This window comes from Escherichia sp. F1, from assembly GCF_046764225.1.
In the GTDB taxonomy this organism is placed as follows: Bacteria; Pseudomonadota; Gammaproteobacteria; order Enterobacterales; family Enterobacteriaceae; genus Escherichia; species Escherichia coli.
The window spans coordinates 2,376,155-2,393,280 of record NZ_CP177202.1 but is presented as its reverse complement, the minus strand read 5'-3'; the positions used below and the strand labels follow the sequence as shown (position 1 = coordinate 2,393,280).

Below are 17,126 nucleotides of genomic sequence, written 5' to 3'. Positions count from 1 at the left end.
TTATTAAGTTGTCAGAGGTCTGTATTGAGTGTTGGTTGGAGGTGGGAAGGTGTCAATTTGGCTAATTTGCTAATACTTTCGAATTGATAGATTAAAAATCGCATAGTTCTTATTTAATTTAAAAATGAACCATGAGTTATTGTTGCTTAATAAGAAAACTGTTTCTGTGAATAAGAAAATTACCATCATCATATTTAACAAAGAATAGCACTAATTGCTAAAAAAGAAGTTTATTAAACCCCTTTTTCATCCATTAATGCCTTTAGGAATATTCGCTATAAAATAAGGGTTATGCTTAATGCTTTAAGAAAAATAGCAATTTCCCCTTGAATATATTACTGGCGATGGAACGATGAATCTGCAAGCTGGCATTTAACAAGCCAGCTCTAAAAGAAGGGAAATAAGAATAACTATACTCAAAAACTAACAGCCACGGTCATCATGATGTGGCTGTCAATGAAACTATAACCCAGGCGCTTTCCATAACGACGTCGTCAGCCCGTGATCAACCAGCCCCAGCTGATCCTGATAAACTGCCTGCCACTTATCGCGTGAATCCTGATAAAGTTCATGCTTTTCCGGGTCTGGTGTGTGCGTCCGTTCCCAGCGAACCAGGCGTTCTCCGGTTTCTGCCATTGATGAAAAAATTCCGGCACCGACGCCAGCTGCAATGGCACATCCTAATGCGGTGGCTTCTTTGACCACCGGAATATTGACGGGTAATCCCGAGACATCAGCGAGAATTTGACTCCATAATTTCCCTTTTGAACCTCCGCCTGCAAAGACTAACGATGAAGGATGAATATTCGAGAAATCAGCGATTTGCTGCAAGTTACACGCTGATACAATCGCCGCATTTTCTTCCAGCGCACGGAACAACGTCGCTTTGTTACATTTATCCGGATCAATAGACAAATTAATAAAGGAAGGCGCAGCGTGATACCAGGTTTTAAAGCGCATTCTGTCGGAGAATATCGGCATTACGCCCCACGACCCAGGCGGCACCCGACTGGCCATCTCTTCCAGCAGCGTATAGGTGTCGATGCCTAAACGTTCGGCAATCAGTTTTTCTTCGGCACAGAAAGCATCGCGGAACCAGCGCATGGTGAGTCCGGTAAAAAAGCTTATAGATTCAGCTTGTACCATGCCAGGAATAACATGAGGATTAACGCGCACGTTCATTTCTGGGTCTGTCACCGGCGCGGCTAAGTTTACAACTTGCTGCCAGAATGTACCGCCAAGAACAGCGGTTTGTGCCGGACGGACAACGCCTAACCCCAGGCAACCAAGTTGCACGTCGCCTCCTCCAACGACCACCGGAGTGCCCGCCTTCAGACCGCAGAGTTCCGCCGCTTGTGAACTTACCACGCCCAGCAATGTGCCGGTTTCTTTGACAGGAGAAAGAATATCGGCCCGCAGTCCGGCCATATCCAGCAATGCAGGTTTCCAGTCACGGGTGGTTAGATCAAGAAGTCCCGTGGTGCCAGCGTTAGAGGGATCCACCGCCAGTTCGCCGCTGAGCATATAGGCCAGCCAGTCGCTGATCATGGTGATGGTCGACGCCTGTCGGTAGATATCAGAACGATGGTGCGCCAGCCAAAGTAATCTGGGAATAGCGCTTAACGCCAGCGTTTGTCCGGTGGCGCGATAAACTTCGTTTTCAAAGGTATTGTTGTGCAGTTCTTTAAGTTCGCTAACTTCGCGCGCCGCTCTGGCATCCACATTGGCGCAGGCCCAGATCGGTGTTCCTTCATTGTTATATAAAACAATGCCTTCGCGCATCGAACATGCCGAAACGGCAGCGATATACTCCGGGGCTATGCCGGCGTTGTGCAGCGCCTGGCGCATACACTCACACGCCAGTTGCCAGTTTTTGTTGAGATCAAATTCCATAGAACCAGGAACGTCCGGTACTGCCAGATGCCGCCACTCCGCCTGTCCCACTGCTATTTGATTGCCTTCCAGGTCGAATATCACAGCCCGAATACTTCCGGTGCCTGCATCCAGCGCCATCAGGTAGTACTTTGATTCTGAAGGGGTAAAGAGTCGAGCCATTAGATTATCCTCGGCTTATGCGTTCTGTCTGTTCCTCTGTACGTTCTCCATCATTCCCGGTAATAAGGTCATGCAAATTTAACTACGTAAAATCGCCGCTGCAGTATCCTGATCGGTAACCAGTGCGTTGATATAACCGCCTTTCATTGCAGCGGCAATTGCTTCGGCTTTATTTTCTCCCCCTGCCACGCCAACCCGGACGGGAATAGTCTTCAGCGCGCTTAAAGGTAAGCCAATCAGTTCGTTATGTATTTTGATATCCGTGACAACGTCACCTTTTGCATCAAAAAAGTAGCCTAAAATGTCGCCAACAGCCCCTTTTCGACCAATCATTAACTGTTCGCCCTGGCTGATATAGCCGGAGCGAATGATTGTTGCGTCGTCTTGTTGACTCACAGCCCCAATGCCGACAATCGCCACATCCGCTGCTTGCGCGGCTAGCAGAACATCTTTGACGCAATTTTCATTTTTTAGCGTACGGGCAATGTCAGCGGAGGATGCCCGCAACGGAGCCGGAATAATATTCACACTGCACGCCGCGTTAAGCTGCCCGATACCCGTCATATAAGAACCGACGCCACCGGAGAGCGTGACCAGGCGAATTTGCTGTGACGAAATAAAACCACTTAAGCGTTGCAGCGTATTCATGGTTGCCTCGCCAAAACCAATCGCCAGCATCTGTTGTGGTTGAAGTAAACTCATCAACATATGCGCCGCGCCTATCCCCAGTCGCCCGCCGACATCAGCATCCGCAAGCCCAGGGATCACCCGGACATGTTGTAGCGAAAACTGACGACGTAATTGTGTTTCATATTCCAGACAGCCTTCAAAGCGAGAATTAATCTGCACGCGAATAATGCCGGACTGATGCCCTTTCTCCAGTAATCGCGACACTTTCAAACGGGTCAGCCCGAGACGATCGCTGATCTCGCTCTGGGTCAGCCCGTCGTGGTAGTAAAACCACGCGATCCGCGCGACCTGTTCTTCTTCACACATTCCCTGTTCTGAAATTGCCGAATCGTTGATTGTCATAATTCATTCTTCACTTTGAACATATTTAAATCTTTAATGCAATTGTTCAGTTCTTGCGCATTTATATCTGTGATAGCAACCACAGTTTGACTCTACGAGCATGAACAAACGCAACCGTGAAAATCAAAATAGCATAAATTGTGATCTATTCGTCGGAAATATATGCAATGCCCGCCTAAGGTTATGAACAAATTAAAAGCAAAAATACATTTGTTCAAAACTCACCTGCAAAACTGAACGGGGGAAATATGCAAACGAGTGATACCCGCGCGTTACCGCTACTTTGCGCCCGCTCGGTTTATAAACAGTATTCAGGGGTTAATGTCCTGAAAGGCATCGATTTTACGTTGCACCAGGGGGAGGTCCACGCCCTGCTCGGCGGCAATGGTGCCGGTAAATCGACGTTAATGAAGATTATTGCCGGTATTACCCCTGCTGATAGCGGTACGCTTGAGATTGGGGGCAACAACTACACCAGATTAACGCCAGTTCATGCTCATCAGTTGGGTATTTATCTCGTTCCCCAGGAACCGCTGCTTTTCCCAAGCCTGTCGATAAAAGAAAACATTCTGTTTGGGCTGGCAAAAAAACAGCTCTCCATGCAGAAAATGAAGAACTTGCTGGCGGCGCTGGGCTGCCAGTTTGATCTGCATAGTCTGGCAGGCTCACTGGATGTCGCCGATCGCCAAATGGTGGAAATTCTCCGCGGGCTGATGCGCGACTCGCAGATTCTGATCCTCGATGAACCTACCGCCTCGCTTACCCCTGCGGAAACCGAACGCTTGTTTAGTCGCTTGCAAGAGCTGCTTGCTACTGGCGTGGGTATTGTTTTTATCTCGCATAAGCTGCCGGAAATTCGCCAGATTGCCGATCGGATTAGCGTGATGCGCGACGGAACCATCGCCTTAAGCGGCAAAACCAGCGAACTGTCTACCGACGACATTATTCAGGCCATTACGCCAGCGCTACGGGAAAAATCGCTCTCTGCCAGCCAAAAATTATGGCTGGAATTACCTGGCAACCGCCCACAACATACCGCGGGAACGCCGGTGCTGACACTGGAAAATCTGACCGGCGAAGGTTTCAGGAATGTCAGCCTGACGCTTAATGCCGGAGAAATTCTGGGTCTGGCTGGGCTGGTGGGTGCCGGACGCACAGAACTGGCCGAGACGCTCTATGGTCTGCGTACTTTGCGTGGCGGACGCATTATGCTGAATGGTAAAGAGATCAATAGATTATCCACCGGAGAACGTTTACTGCGCGGTCTGGTTTATCTGCCGGAAGATCGCCAGTCATCCGGACTTAATCTCGATGCTTCACTGGCGTGGAACGTCTGCGCCCTTACTCATAACCTTCGTGGATTCTGGGCGAAAACCGCGAAAGATAATGCCACCCTGGAACGATATCGTCGGGCGCTGAATATTAAATTTAACCAACCGGAACAAGCTGCACGGACATTATCCGGTGGCAACCAGCAAAAAATCCTCATTGCCAAATGCCTGGAAGCTTCGCCGCAAGCATTGATTGTCGATGAGCCGACGCGCGGCGTGGATGTCTCGGCCCGTAATGATATCTACCAGCTGTTGCGCAGCATCGCCGCACAGAATGTGGCAGTGCTGCTTATCTCCTCTGATCTGGAAGAGATCGAACTGATGGCAGATCGCGTGTATGTGATGCATCAGGGCGAAATTGCCCACTCTGCACTGACCGGGCGCGATATTAATGTCGAGACTATTATGCGCGTTGCCTTCGGCGATAGTCAGCGTCAGGAGGCATCATGCTGAAGTTTATCCAGAACAACCGTGAAATCACGGCACTGCTGGCGGTGGTGTTGCTGTTTGTATTACCCGGTTTTCTCGACCGCCAGTATTTAAGTATGCAAACGCTGACCATGGTTTATAGCAGCGCGCAAATCCTGATCCTGCTGGCAATGGGCGCGACGCTGGTGATGCTCACGCGCAATATCGATGTTTCGGTAGGTTCGATTACCGGAATGTGCGCGGTGCTATTGGGGATGTTACTGAACGCGGGGTATTCACTACCTGTTGCTTGTGTCGCGACTTTACTGCTTGGTTTGCTCGCGGGATTTTTTAACGGTGTCCTGGTCGCGTGGCTAAAGATCCCTGCCATTGTTGCCACCCTTGGCACGTTAGGGTTGTACAGAGGCATCATGTTGCTGTGGACTGGTGGTAAATGGATTGAAGGGTTACCCGCCGAACTGAAACAACTCTCCGCCCCGCTGCTGCTTGGCGTTTCAGCAATTGGTTGGTTGACGATAATTCTGGTGGCATTTATGGCCTGGCTGCTGGCGAAGACAGCGTTTGGACGCAGTTTTTATGCCACGGGCGATAATTTGCAGGGCGCTCGTCAACTGGGCGTTCGTACGGAAGCCATTAGGATTGTGGCATTTTCGTTGAACGGCTGCATGGCGGCACTGGCGGGGATTGTGTTTGCTTCGCAGATCGGTTTTATCCCCAACCAGACCGGTACCGGGCTGGAGATGAAAGCGATTGCAGCCTGCGTGCTGGGTGGTATTAGTTTGCTCGGCGGTTCCGGTGCGATCATCGGTGCGGTACTCGGCGCATGGTTCCTGACGCAGATCGATAGTGTACTGGTGCTGTTGCGCATTCCGGCATGGTGGAATGATTTTATCGCGGGCCTGGTTCTGCTGGCGGTGCTGGTGTTTGATGGACGCCTGCGTTGTGCGCTGGAACGTAATCTACGGCGGCAAAAATATGCCCGCTTTATGACGCCACCGCCATCCGTTAAACCCGCTTCGTCAGGTAAAAAACGGGAGGCCGCATAATGCGTATTCGCTACGGTTGGGAACTGGCTCTTGCCGCACTGCTCGTTATTGAGATTGTCGCATTTGGTGCAATTAACCCGCGGATGTTAGATCTCAATATGTTGCTGTTCAGCACCAGTGACTTTATCTGCATTGGCATTGTCGCCCTACCGCTGACGATGGTGATTGTCAGTGGCGGGATCGATATTTCGTTTGGTTCGACCATCGGCCTCTGCGCCATTGCATTGGGCGTACTGTTTCAAAGTGGTGTGCCGATGCCACTGGCGATTCTCCTGACCTTACTGCTCGGCGCATTGTGCGGGCTGATCAACGCCGGATTAATTATCTATACCAAAGTTAACCCGCTGGTGATTACGCTTGGCACGCTGTATCTGTTTGCCGGAAGTGCCCTGCTGCTTTCCGGGATGGCCGGAGCGACGGGGTACGAAGGTATTGGTGGATTCCCGATGGCGTTTACAGATTTCGCTAACCTGGATGTGCTGGGACTCCCCGTTCCGCTGATTATCTTTCTGATATGTCTCCTCGTTTTCTGGCTCTGGCTGCATAAAACCCATGCCGGACGTAACGTGTTTTTGATTGGGCAAAGCCCGCGCGTGGCGCTTTATAGCGCGATTCCAGTTAACCGCACCTTATGTGCACTCTATGCAATGACGGGGCTGGCGTCTGCGGTCGCCGCTGTGCTGCTGGTATCGTATTTTGGTTCAGCACGTTCCGATCTCGGTGCGTCGTTTCTGATGCCCGCCATCACCGCCGTGGTGCTTGGCGGTGCCAATATTTATGGTGGTTCCGGTTCCATTATCGGCACCGCCATTGCGGTTTTACTAGTGGGATATTTGCAACAAGGTTTGCAAATGGCAGGAGTGCCAAATCAGGTGTCCAGCGCCCTTTCCGGTGCGCTACTTATCGTCGTTGTCGTAGGTCGTTCCGTTAGCCTGCATCGCCAGCAAATTAAAGAGTGGCTGGCGCGTCGGGCCAATAACCCATTGCCATAAAGGATATCTTCATGACACTTCATCGCTTTAAGAAAATCGCCTTACTTAGCGCGCTTGGCATTGCCGCAATCTCTATGAATGTGCAGGCCGCAGAGCGTATTGCATTTATTCCTAAACTGGTTGGCGTGGGATTTTTTACCAGCGGTGGCAACGGCGCACAACAAGCTGGTAAAGAGCTGGGCGTTGATGTGACCTACGACGGGCCGACAGAACCCAGTGTTTCTGGTCAGGTACAGTTGATTAATAACTTCGTCAATCAGGGTTATAACGCCATTATCGTTTCTGCGGTTTCGCCTGATGGCTTGTGTCCGGCACTGAAACGCGCCATGCAACGTGGTGTGAGAGTGCTGACCTGGGACTCTGATACTAAACCGGAGTGCCGCTCTTACTACATTAATCAGGGAACGCCCGCCCAGTTGGGAGGTATGTTGGTGGATATGGCGGCGCGTCAGGTGAATAAAGACAAAGCCAAAGTCGCGTTTTTCTACTCAAGCCCCACCGTTACGGACCAAAACCAGTGGGTGAAAGAAGCGAAAGCGAAAATCGCCAAAGAGCATCCAGGCTGGGAAATTGTCACTACGCAGTTTGGCTATAACGATGCCACTAAATCGTTACAAACCGCAGAAGGAATATTAAAAGCCTATAGCGATCTCGACGCCATTATCGCCCCCGACGCCAACGCCCTGCCCGCTGCCGCACAAGCCGCAGAAAACCTGAAAAATGACAAAGTTGCGATTGTCGGATTCAGTACGCCAAACGTGATGCGTCCGTATGTGGAACGCGGCACGGTGAAAGGATTTGGCCTGTGGGATGTGGTTCAGCAAGGCAAAATTTCAGTTTATGTCGCGGATGCATTATTGAAAAAAGGATCAATGAAAACGGGCGACAAGCTGGATATCCAGGGCGTAGGTCAGGTGGAAGTCTTGCCAAACAGCGTTCAGGGCTATGACTACGAAGCGGATGGTAATGGCATCGTACTGTTACCGGAGCGCGTGATATTCAACAAAGAGAATATCGGCAAATACGATTTCTGATGTGCATTACTTAACCGGAGTACGTTATGGCAGATTTAGACGATATTAAAGATGGTAAAGATTTTCGTACCGATCAACCGCAACAAAATATCCCTTTTACCCTGAAAGGTTGCGGTGCACTGGATTGGGGAATGCAGTCACGCTTATCGCGGATATTTAATCCGAAAACAGGTAAAACCGTGATGCTGGCCTTTGATCATGGTTATTTTCAGGGGCCGACTACCGGACTTGAACGCATTGATATAAATATCGCCCCGCTGTTTGAACATGCCGATGTATTAATGTGTACGCGCGGCATTTTGCGCAGCGTAGTTCCCCCGGCGACCAATAAGCCGGTGGTACTGCGGGCGTCAGGTGCAAACTCTATTCTGGCGGAATTAAGTAATGAAGCCGTGGCGTTATCGATGGATGACGCCGTGCGCCTGAACAGTTGCGCGGTGGCGGCGCAGGTTTATATCGGTAGCGAATATGAACACCAGTCGATCAAAAATATTATTCAACTAGTCGATGCCGGAATGAAAGCGGGAATGCCCACCATGGCCGTGACAGGCGTGGGCAAAGATATGGTGCGCGATCAGCGTTATTTCTCGCTGGCTACCCGAATCGCCGCTGAAATGGGGGCGCAGATTATCAAAACTTATTATGTCGATAAAGGTTTTGAACGGATTGTTGCCGGATGTCCGGTACCCATTGTTATTGCTGGCGGTAAAAAGTTACCGGAGCGCGAAGCGCTTGAAATGTGCTGGCAGGCTATCGATCAGGGCGCTTCTGGTGTGGATATGGGGCGTAATATTTTCCAGTCTGACCATCCGGTGGCGATGATGAAAGCCGTACAGGCGGTGGTACACCATAACGAAACGGCTGATCGGGCATATGAACTCTATCTGAGTGAAAAACAGTAACTGCGGATTTAAGGAGAAGAATTATGCACGTCACACTGGTTGAAATTAACGTTCATGAAGACAAGGTTGACGAGTTTATCGAAGTTTTTCGCCAGAACCACCTGGGCTCGGTACAGGAAGAAGGCAATTTGCGCTTCGATGTCTTACAGGACCCGGAAGTGAATTCGCGCTTTTTTATCTACGAAGCCTATAAAGATGAAGACGCAGTGGCGTTCCATAAAACCACGCCCCACTACAAAACCTGTGTCGCGAAACTGGAATCTTTAATGACCGGGCCGCGTAAAAAACGTCTGTTCAATGGGTTGATGCCGTGAGGCGAATTTATCAATTTTATCTACAATTGGGGTAACGCGCTGACGGGAGTAAAAAAATGTCTGACTGGAACCCCTCTTTATATCTGCACTTTGCCGCTGAACGATCGCGTCCGGCGGTGGAGCTGCTTGCCAGAGTGCCGCTGGAGAATGTCGAATATGTTGCCGATCTTGGCTGTGGCCCAGGTAACAGCACCGCCCTTCTACAACAACGTTGGCCTGCGGCCAGGATAACGGGCATCGACTCATCTCCGGCGATGATTGCTGAAGCGCGCAGTGCTTTGCCAGACTGCCAGTTCGTGGAAGCAGACATCCGCAACTGGCAACCGGAACAGGCACTCGATCTGATTTTTGCTAATGCCTCACTGCAATGGCTGCCCGACCACTACGAATTGTTCCCTCATCTGGTTTCTTTACTTAATTCGCATGGTGTGTTGGCAGTACAGATGCCAGATAACTGGCTAGAGCCAACCCATGTGCTCATGCGCGAAGTCGCCTGGGAACAAAATTATCCGGATCGCGGGCGTGAGCCGCTGGCTGGCGTTCATGCTTACTACGATATTTTGAGCGAAGCCGGATGTGAGGTCGATATCTGGCGAACCACCTACTATCACCAGATGCCGTCGCACCAGGCGATTATCGATTGGGTGACCGCCACTGGATTACGTCCGTGGTTACAGGATCTGACCGAGAGCGAACAGCAGCATTTTCTTACGCGCTACCATCAGATGCTGGAAGAGCAGTATCCACTGCAAGAGAACGGAGAGATACTGCTGGCATTTCCGCGTCTGTTTATTGTTGCCCGGCGTACGGAGTAAATATTACGTCAGCTGGTAATGACGATCGGGAAGAATTTTTGCTGGAATTTCTGTTTCATCGTTCATCTGTAACAGGTCAATTTCAATAGCGTTGCAGATGGCATCCAGCGGTAAATCATTGTTTTCAGTACCGAAGGGATCTTCCAGTTCTTCCGCCAGACAATCCAGCGAAATAAAAGTGTAGGAAATCAGCACAGAGATAAAAGGCGTCATGTAATGCAGGTCCACGACCAGCGCGAACGGCAGCATGATACAAAACAGATAAACGGTACGATGCAAAATCAGGGTGTAGGCAAAGGGAATTGGCGTGTAGGCAATGCGCTCGCAGCCTGCCAGAACCGCTGAAATATCGTTAAGCCGATCGTTGAGGCTAATAAACAGGATATCTGAAAGCTGCCCATTGCGGCGCTGAACCGCCAACCACTCCCCCATTATTAACAAGATACGGTTAGCTGGAGTGTTTGAAGCCAGTACTCGCTGAAGATCTTCAGTCTTGAGATAATGTGCCAGAACTTCCGCCTGTGGTTGTTTGCGTAATGTCATGCGTAAACAGTGGGCGAAGGCGATTTGCAGCCGGGCAAACTCCCTTACACTTGCCGAATCCGGCAATGTCGTTTTTACCTCGCGCAGTAACGACCGCGAGGCAATCATCAACTGCCCCCAAAGTTTTCGCGCTTCAACGTAACGGGCGTAACCGGCATTATTGCGAAAACCAAGAAAAATGGCGATGGCGACACCGAGAATGCTGAACGGTGCGAGGGTGAATTTGATGCCCAGATGCGTGTACCAGGGCAGCATGAAAATAACAGCGATAGAAAAGAGAAAATTGAGTAGTAAGCGCGAGGATATCTTGGATAATACTGAGCCATGCCAGACAAAAATACGGCGCAGCCAGTGTTGTTGTGGACGAACAATCATGGTTATCTTCAGGCGTGGAAAAGTCGTCCTATTAAACGTGATTACGATCACATTCTCAAGACACTACTTACAAATTACCTACAAGCTTACAACATTTACAGGTGTGGCATATGGCACCCGTTAATGATAAAGGCACATAGGATGTTGTAACTAATATAGTGAAATAAGAAACCCGGTCGAAACCGGGTTCAGAGTATTAGCACAACGGACGTACAGCTTCGCGCATTCCTTTTTCGAGAATCGCATCCAGGTCCTTAGCAACCTGCTCGACCAGTCCAGGCACTTGCGTCAGGTCCTGCTCCCAGTGGTCTTTTTCTGCCAAAACAATCGCTACCAGTTCCTGGGTGCCGATAACACGGTCACGATGCTGGCTCCAGAGTTGCTGATAACGTTCCAGCCAGTGTGCATCGTCCTGTACCGGATATGTTTCTCCGTTACGCTCACCGCGATAAAACGCAATCAATGCCGCTAATGCGAAAGTAAGGCGCGCCGGAAGTGTGCCGTTTGCCTTCTGCCCTGCCAGCAGCTGCGGCAGGATGCGTGTGCGGAACTTGGTCATACCGTTGAGCGCGATAGACAGCAGCTGATGCTTGATGTACGGGTTACGGAAACGTCCGGTGACTGCACTGGCGAAAGATTCCAGTTCATCACGTGGCAAATCCAGTACCGGAATAATTTCTTCGTAGATGGCTTTTTCAACGAATGCGCAAATTTCAGCATCGTTCATCGCTTCACCTACGGTATCCAGCCCTGCCTGGAACGCCACCGGCACCAACGCGGTGTGTGCACCGTTGAGTATTGCCACTTTGCGCTCTTTATACGGTTTAATATCGTCAACAATCAGCACGTTGAGTGGATATTTGTCCAGACGCAGCTCGGTCGCTAAGGATTTCGGACCCTGAATCACAAACAGGTAAAAGTGTTCAGCGGTGTCGAGGAAACCATCGTGATAACCCAGTTCTTCTTCCAGTTTAGCCACTTCATCACGCGGATAACCGGTAACGATACGGTCCACCAGCGTAGAACAGAAGCTGTTAGCCTGATCCAGCCATTGAATAAATGCTTCTGGCAGTGCCCACTCTTGCGCATAGCGCAGCACCAGTTCACGCAACGCGTCGCCATTGTAGTCGATCAACTCACACGGGATGATGATCCAACCTTTATCCAGCGCACCGTTGAAATGGCTAAAACGTTCGAACAGCAGACGGGTCAGTTTTGCCGGATAACTTACCGCTGGCGCGTCATCGAATTTATCGCCCGCATGGTAGCTGATACCCGCTTCGGTGGTGTTAGAGAAAACAAAGCGCATTTCCGGGTTGTGCGCCAGTTTCAGGAATTCATCGTATTCACTGTAGACGCTGATTTCACGATTAACAGAGCGAATCAGACGCGCGTCGCTGACCGCTTCCCCCTTCTCGTTCAGACCACGGATAACGGTGGTATACAGACCATCCTGCGTGCTCAGTGACGGCGGGAATGAAGTTTCAATCGGACGAACAACGACCACGCCAGAATTCAGATCGGTGTGCTCATTCAGGAGATCGATTTGCCAGTCAACAAAGGCGCGCAGGAAGTTACCTTCACCAAACTGAATGATACGTTCTGGATACTGTGCACCGGGAAAATCGCGACGATTTAGTGTTTTCACAATGGGTTCCCTTCTGATTAGTCATACAACCTGTTTGAATTGGTACGACAGGTTAGCAAACTTTAATACGCCGAACCCCTGTTTTGATCAACTCCTGATGATTAATGAGCAGTTTTATGAGAAAAGTGTGGCGCGGATCATGGTTTAATCGAGGAACTACGCCTTTTATTCGCTCAATAAAGTGGTAGAACACATTCCGTTAAAATCGCTGTGAATGAATAAAGATGTCAGACAACTTCCTCACCGTAACGCATAGTGCTGGTACGGTTGCGCCCATCTTTCTTCGAGCGATACAGACATGTATCGGCTTCGACCATCAATTTATTAAAGTCATCGGTCAGCGTTCGGTACGATGCGCGACCACTACCGACGCCAATACTTACCGTGAGATAAAGCGTTTTTTGTTGCCAGGTGAATGGTTGCAGTTCAACGCCTTTACGGATTTTTTCCGCCATTAGCAGACCATCGACAGGATTCACCGACGGCACTGCAACAGCAAATTCTTCGCCGCCCATTCGTGCCACCAGCCCCTTATCACCGACAATCTTCTGAATATGCCTTGCAAACACGCTTAACACTTTATCGCCACATTCATGTCCATAGTTATCGTTAATACTTTTGAAATAGTCGATATCAAGCAGCATGACAGTCAGATGTTGTGTCTGTTTCAGCGATGGACTTTTCAGCGCCTCATAAAGACCGGACCGTGAGTAAACCTGAGTCAGAAAATCAAAGTCGGCTCGCAGCGCAACTTGCTTCATTAGCGAATTGATCGCTGCCACGCTAAAAGAAACCATAATTGGGCATATCGCCATCGTGGCAATACCGAGACGTGCGGAGAACATTTGCGGAATGGAGAACGGCGAACCGACCGAGATATCAATCACCGAATTTGCCACCAGTACGATTTCCACCGCACCGGTGACAAAGGTCAACAGACATGTTACCTGCGGCGTATAGCGCACTGCACACCAGATTAATGCAGGCAGCGGGAACGCCAGACTCCCCGCTCCGCCAATGACTACCGAGGCAATAACCGACACAATAAGCGCGATGGCGGGCATCATCTGTTCTGCTTTAAAGCGCGGCAGCACTCCAGGAATTGCCAACGTCAGCATACAAGGCACGATCAACACGCCCGTTGAGAATTGCTCACTGAACCAGTCGGCAAGCAAAGGCCAGAAATCCAGACTATCAATACTGACCGAACCAATCGCCCCGACAATAGCGCATAATAATGCGGCAATCAGACAGTAATTAAATAGCCGTAAGGCACTTACTGGCTCGTACTTATTTTTCCCCAGACGCTTATCCCGCGCGACCAGTAAGGCGACGGTAACAATAAACATCATATTGGAGAAATTGATAGCCAGTGAAACCAGCCCCCATTCGGTGGTTATGGCATCATAAACCAGCATTGCCACATAACTGATCGCATAGTAATGCAGTCGATTAAGCCAGACATAGCGGGCAAACACCCCCGCCATTACGCCATTCAGCGGCCAGAAAAGAGAAAGTTCGTGAACCAGCCGTAACTCTGCACCAATAAAATAGAACAGCGTGGTTAGCGCAAAAATAGCGATGCTATTACGTAGCAGATGACCTTCCTGGAACAAACGGAAAGTTGAAATGGGCTGTACATGCATTAATTATCTGTCCATACAATTGCGGGTGGCAATTATCTCAACGTAATAAGTAAATTCTTATAAAGGATAGCATGTTCGCTGACAGCGGCGGCAAATAAAGATATCCTGGGAATGCTATTTTATCGTTTTCCGCAATTATCATGGCTGATTCATCTGTATAACCAACCAGTGATAGATTACCGCCACGATATAACGTTGTTGTTCCTCGCTTAACGAAACACCCTGCGGAATGTTATGCCACTTAGCCAGACAACCGCGACAACAGGTTGCAGTGGCGTGCTGAGCGATAAACACAGGATGCCCGCGCATGGGGGTTTGCTTACCGTCATTAGTCGGTAATGCCGGAGCAAGACGTTTAGCGACAAAATCCGCCGCATGTTGTTCGATGACTGGCGCGCCTTTCTCCAGACAATACTGACGCTCTTTCATGCCCAAACGAAACCGAGAGCGAAATTTTGAACGGGATAAACGCGCGAAGAGTGGATCGAGAGACTGCATTAATAAACCGAACGCCCTAGTTGTTTCGTCAATTGTTCAAGGACAGCAATGCCCGCAAGCGAGTTACCGGCATCATCCAGTTCCGGGCTCCAGACTGCGATGGCCATTTCATGCGGAACAATCGCCACAATACCGCCACCAACGCCAGATTTCGCCGGTAGTCCCACCCGCCAGGCAAACTCCCCCGCGTTCTGGTACATACCACTGGTCGCCATCAGTGCGTTAATTTGCCGCGCCTGCATTGGCGTCACCACAGGTTCATCAATATGAATAGCTTTCCCCTGATTAGCCAGAAAGACAAACGTCCGGGCCAGCTCTACACAGCTCATTTTCAGAGCGCAGTAATGAAAGTAGTTTTGCAGAACGGTTGTCACGTCATGATGGAAATTGCCAAACGACTTCATCAGCCAGGCGATAGCCGCATTTCGCGCGGAGTGTTCAAATTCGGAACGCGCTACCACCGTATCGTAGGAAATATCAGACACACCGCTTAAGCCGCGCACGACTTCCAGCATACGTTGCCGAGGAGCGCTTAATCGCCCTTGCAACATATCGCAGACCACCAGCGCACCGGCATTAATAAACGGATTACGCGGAATACCCTGCTCCATTTCCAGTTGCACTAAAGAATTGAACGGTGATCCAGACGGATCTTTGCCGACGCGTTGCCAGATTTCCTCTTCGGAGTAATGACGCATGGCGACAACGAGACTCAGCACTTTGGAAATAGACTGAATGGAAAAACGTTCTTGCGCGTCTCCGGCCTGAAAAAGCTGTCCGTCAACGGTACAGATAGCAATGCCCAATCGGGAACCGTCTACCGTAGCCAGCGCCGGAATATAATCCGCGACTTTACCCTGACCAATGAGCGGCCGCACTTGCCGCAAGATGTTTTCTAAAATTGCATTATCCATGGCGACTGCCACTTTCTACTCCTGGACCGCAGGTCTGAAAAGACCTGCGAGTATATCAGAGCTGAATATGTAGCGTCAGATCCGGTCTTTCCACACCGTCTGGATATTACAGAATTCGTGTAAGCCGAAATGGGAAAGCTCACGACCAAAGCCACTCTTTTTCACGCCACCAAAGGCCACTCGCGCGTCGCTGGCACAATAACCATTGATAAACACCCCACCGCATTCCAGACGTGCCGCCATCTGTCCGGCCTGTGTTTCGTCAGTGGTAAAAATGGTCGCTGAAAGGCCGAACTCGCTATCATTAGCCAGTTCCAGTGCATGTTCTGCATCTTTCGCAATCGTGATTGCCGCAACGGGGCCAAACATTTCTTCCCGAAACGCGGTCATTTCTGGGGTAACATTCGCCAGAACCGTTGGCGGATAGTAGTTACCTGCCCCAGCCATCTTTTCCCCGCCCAGTAACAAACGCGCACCCTGCGCCAGGGTTTTCTCCACCTGATGATGCAGCTCATCACGTAAATCAAAACGAGCCATTGGTCCGAGAGTGTTCTCTTCGTCACGGGGATCGCCCATTTTCAAGGCTGCCGCAGCTGCCACAAAACGTTCGGTAAATGGCGAAGCAATTCCCTCTTCGATGATAAAGCGTTTTGCCGCTGCACAAACCTGTCCGGTATTCTGATAACGTCCGGCTACCGCCGCTTTAACCGCCAGTTCCAGATCGGCATCGTTAAGCACAATAAATGGATCCGAACCGCCCAGTTCCAGTACGCATTTTTTCAGTGCCGCTCCAGCCTGTGCGCCAATAGCCGCTCCCGCACGAACACTTCCGGTCACCGTGACAGCAGCAATGCGCGAGTCTTTAATCATCTGACTGACGCCGTCGTTGTCGGCATTCAGCCAGCCATATACGCCTTGTGGGATACCCGCATCTTTAAACACCTGGGCAATGAGCTGTGCACAGCCCATCACATTCGGCGCATGTTTAAGTAAGTAGCCGTTACCTGCAAGAATGATGGGAACCGCGCCACGCATCACCTGCCATAACGGAAAATTCCACGGCATAATCGCCAGAATTGTCCCCAACGGTCGATACTCAATAACTGCCTGCTGATTTTCCACCAGCGTAGGTTCCGCCTTCAGCATTGCCGGACCATGTTCTGCATACCAGTCACACAAATTCGCCGATTTCGCCACTTCAGCGCGCGCCTGATTGATTGGTTTGCCCATTTCACGGGTGATCATTTGCGCCATTTCTTCACTACGGGCGCGCAGAGCCTTACCGATATCACGCAGTTTTTCAGCACGATAATCTATATTTGTCTCGCGCCAGTCGCGAAAGCCAGCTGCCGCCAGCTGAAGTGCGTTTTCTATATCGTCAGCGCCAGCCCACGGCAGCACAGAAAGTTGTTCACCAGTGGCAGGATTTATCGAAATTGCATGGGTTGCCGGAGTAATGGTCATCGGGGTATCTCCTTTATGGGTTATGGTAAAAAGATACGCAGATTTACTCTTGCTTGAAAATGAATAATATTAAGCCACTTATTCACGA

Annotated in this window: 15 protein-coding genes; 7 read left to right on the top strand and 8 right to left on the bottom strand. The window is 50.2% G+C overall.

Annotated elements, in window-relative coordinates:
• Positions 1–462 precede the first annotated feature (462 nt).
• Together lsrK and lsrR are read right to left on the bottom strand one after the other, a co-directional pair.
• A complete protein-coding gene (lsrK, locus tag ACK8NJ_RS11600; RefSeq protein WP_000113145.1) occupies positions 463–2,055 on the bottom strand; it encodes an autoinducer-2 kinase in 1,593 nt (530 codons plus the stop codon).
• A gap of 78 nt (positions 2,056–2,133) precedes the next feature.
• Entirely contained in the window at positions 2,134–3,087 is a 954-nt protein-coding gene (lsrR, locus tag ACK8NJ_RS11595) for a transcriptional regulator LsrR (protein ID WP_000154339.1), read from the bottom strand.
• Positions 3,088–3,335: 248 nt separating this feature from the next.
• Between lsrR and lsrA the strand changes: the two genes are divergently transcribed.
• From lsrA to tam, 7 genes are read left to right on the top strand one after another with little or no spacing between them, the layout of a single operon-like run.
• Positions 3,336–4,871: an autoinducer 2 ABC transporter ATP-binding protein LsrA gene (lsrA, locus tag ACK8NJ_RS11590; RefSeq protein ID WP_097767646.1), complete on the top strand. Its 1,536-nt coding sequence runs from the start codon at positions 3,336–3,338 to the stop codon at positions 4,869–4,871.
• Positions 4,865–5,893, top strand: a complete 1,029-nt coding sequence (gene lsrC, locus ACK8NJ_RS11585; protein WP_097398268.1) for an autoinducer 2 ABC transporter permease LsrC — start codon at positions 4,865–4,867, stop codon at positions 5,891–5,893. The genes lsrA and lsrC overlap by 7 nt, the downstream gene beginning before the upstream one ends.
• Complete coding sequence (gene lsrD, locus ACK8NJ_RS11580; protein WP_001222721.1) at positions 5,893–6,885, top strand: autoinducer 2 ABC transporter permease LsrD; 993 nt, start codon at positions 5,893–5,895, stop codon at positions 6,883–6,885. Before lsrC ends, lsrD begins: the two co-directional genes overlap by 1 nt.
• 11 nt (positions 6,886–6,896) lie before the next feature.
• Complete coding sequence (gene lsrB, locus ACK8NJ_RS11575) at positions 6,897–7,919, top strand: autoinducer 2 ABC transporter substrate-binding protein LsrB (RefSeq protein ID WP_411962484.1); 1,023 nt, start codon at positions 6,897–6,899, stop codon at positions 7,917–7,919.
• Positions 7,920–7,945: 26 nt separating this feature from the next.
• On the top strand, positions 7,946–8,821 hold the full coding sequence (gene lsrF, locus ACK8NJ_RS11570; RefSeq protein ID WP_000774173.1) for a 3-hydroxy-5-phosphonooxypentane-2,4-dione thiolase: 876 nt from the start codon (positions 7,946–7,948) through the stop codon (positions 8,819–8,821).
• Between the two features lie 23 nt (positions 8,822–8,844).
• The gene (lsrG, locus tag ACK8NJ_RS11565) at positions 8,845–9,135 is read left to right on the top strand and encodes a (4S)-4-hydroxy-5-phosphonooxypentane-2,3-dione isomerase (protein ID WP_000558523.1); all 291 of its coding nucleotides are present in this window, start codon (positions 8,845–8,847) and stop codon (positions 9,133–9,135) included.
• A 56-nt stretch (positions 9,136–9,191) separates the two neighbouring features.
• Positions 9,192–9,950, top strand: coding sequence for a trans-aconitate 2-methyltransferase (gene tam / locus ACK8NJ_RS11560; protein ID WP_128880563.1), 759 nt, complete (start codon positions 9,192–9,194; stop codon positions 9,948–9,950).
• 3 nt (positions 9,951–9,953) lie between these two features.
• On the opposite strand, the gene ACK8NJ_RS11555 is transcribed toward tam, so the two are convergent.
• From ACK8NJ_RS11555 to sad, 6 genes are all read right to left on the bottom strand, one after another.
• Complete coding sequence (locus ACK8NJ_RS11555) at positions 9,954–10,868, bottom strand: bestrophin family protein (protein ID WP_032184258.1); 915 nt, start codon at positions 10,866–10,868, stop codon at positions 9,954–9,956.
• 196 nt (positions 10,869–11,064) lie between these two features.
• Positions 11,065–12,516 (bottom strand): tagaturonate reductase, encoded by a 1,452-nt coding sequence (gene uxaB, locus ACK8NJ_RS11550; RefSeq protein WP_000854654.1) that lies wholly within the window; start codon positions 12,514–12,516, stop codon positions 11,065–11,067.
• A gap of 227 nt (positions 12,517–12,743) precedes the next feature.
• Positions 12,744–14,162 carry a sensor domain-containing diguanylate cyclase gene (locus ACK8NJ_RS11545; protein WP_001578364.1) on the bottom strand — a complete coding sequence of 473 codons (1,419 nt, stop codon included), beginning with the start codon at positions 14,160–14,162 and terminating at the stop codon, positions 12,744–12,746.
• Positions 14,163–14,300: 138 nt separating this feature from the next.
• Complete coding sequence (locus ACK8NJ_RS11540; RefSeq protein WP_001559156.1) at positions 14,301–14,660, bottom strand: DUF4186 domain-containing protein; 360 nt, start codon at positions 14,658–14,660, stop codon at positions 14,301–14,303.
• Positions 14,660–15,586, bottom strand: a complete 927-nt coding sequence (gene glsB / locus ACK8NJ_RS11535; protein WP_000257409.1) for a glutaminase B — start codon at positions 15,584–15,586, stop codon at positions 14,660–14,662. Before glsB ends, ACK8NJ_RS11540 begins: the two co-directional genes overlap by 1 nt.
• A gap of 63 nt (positions 15,587–15,649) precedes the next feature.
• Positions 15,650–17,038: a succinate-semialdehyde dehydrogenase gene (sad, locus tag ACK8NJ_RS11530; protein WP_411962483.1), complete on the bottom strand. Its 1,389-nt coding sequence runs from the start codon at positions 17,036–17,038 to the stop codon at positions 15,650–15,652.
• Between the last annotated feature and the right edge of the window lie 88 nt (positions 17,039–17,126).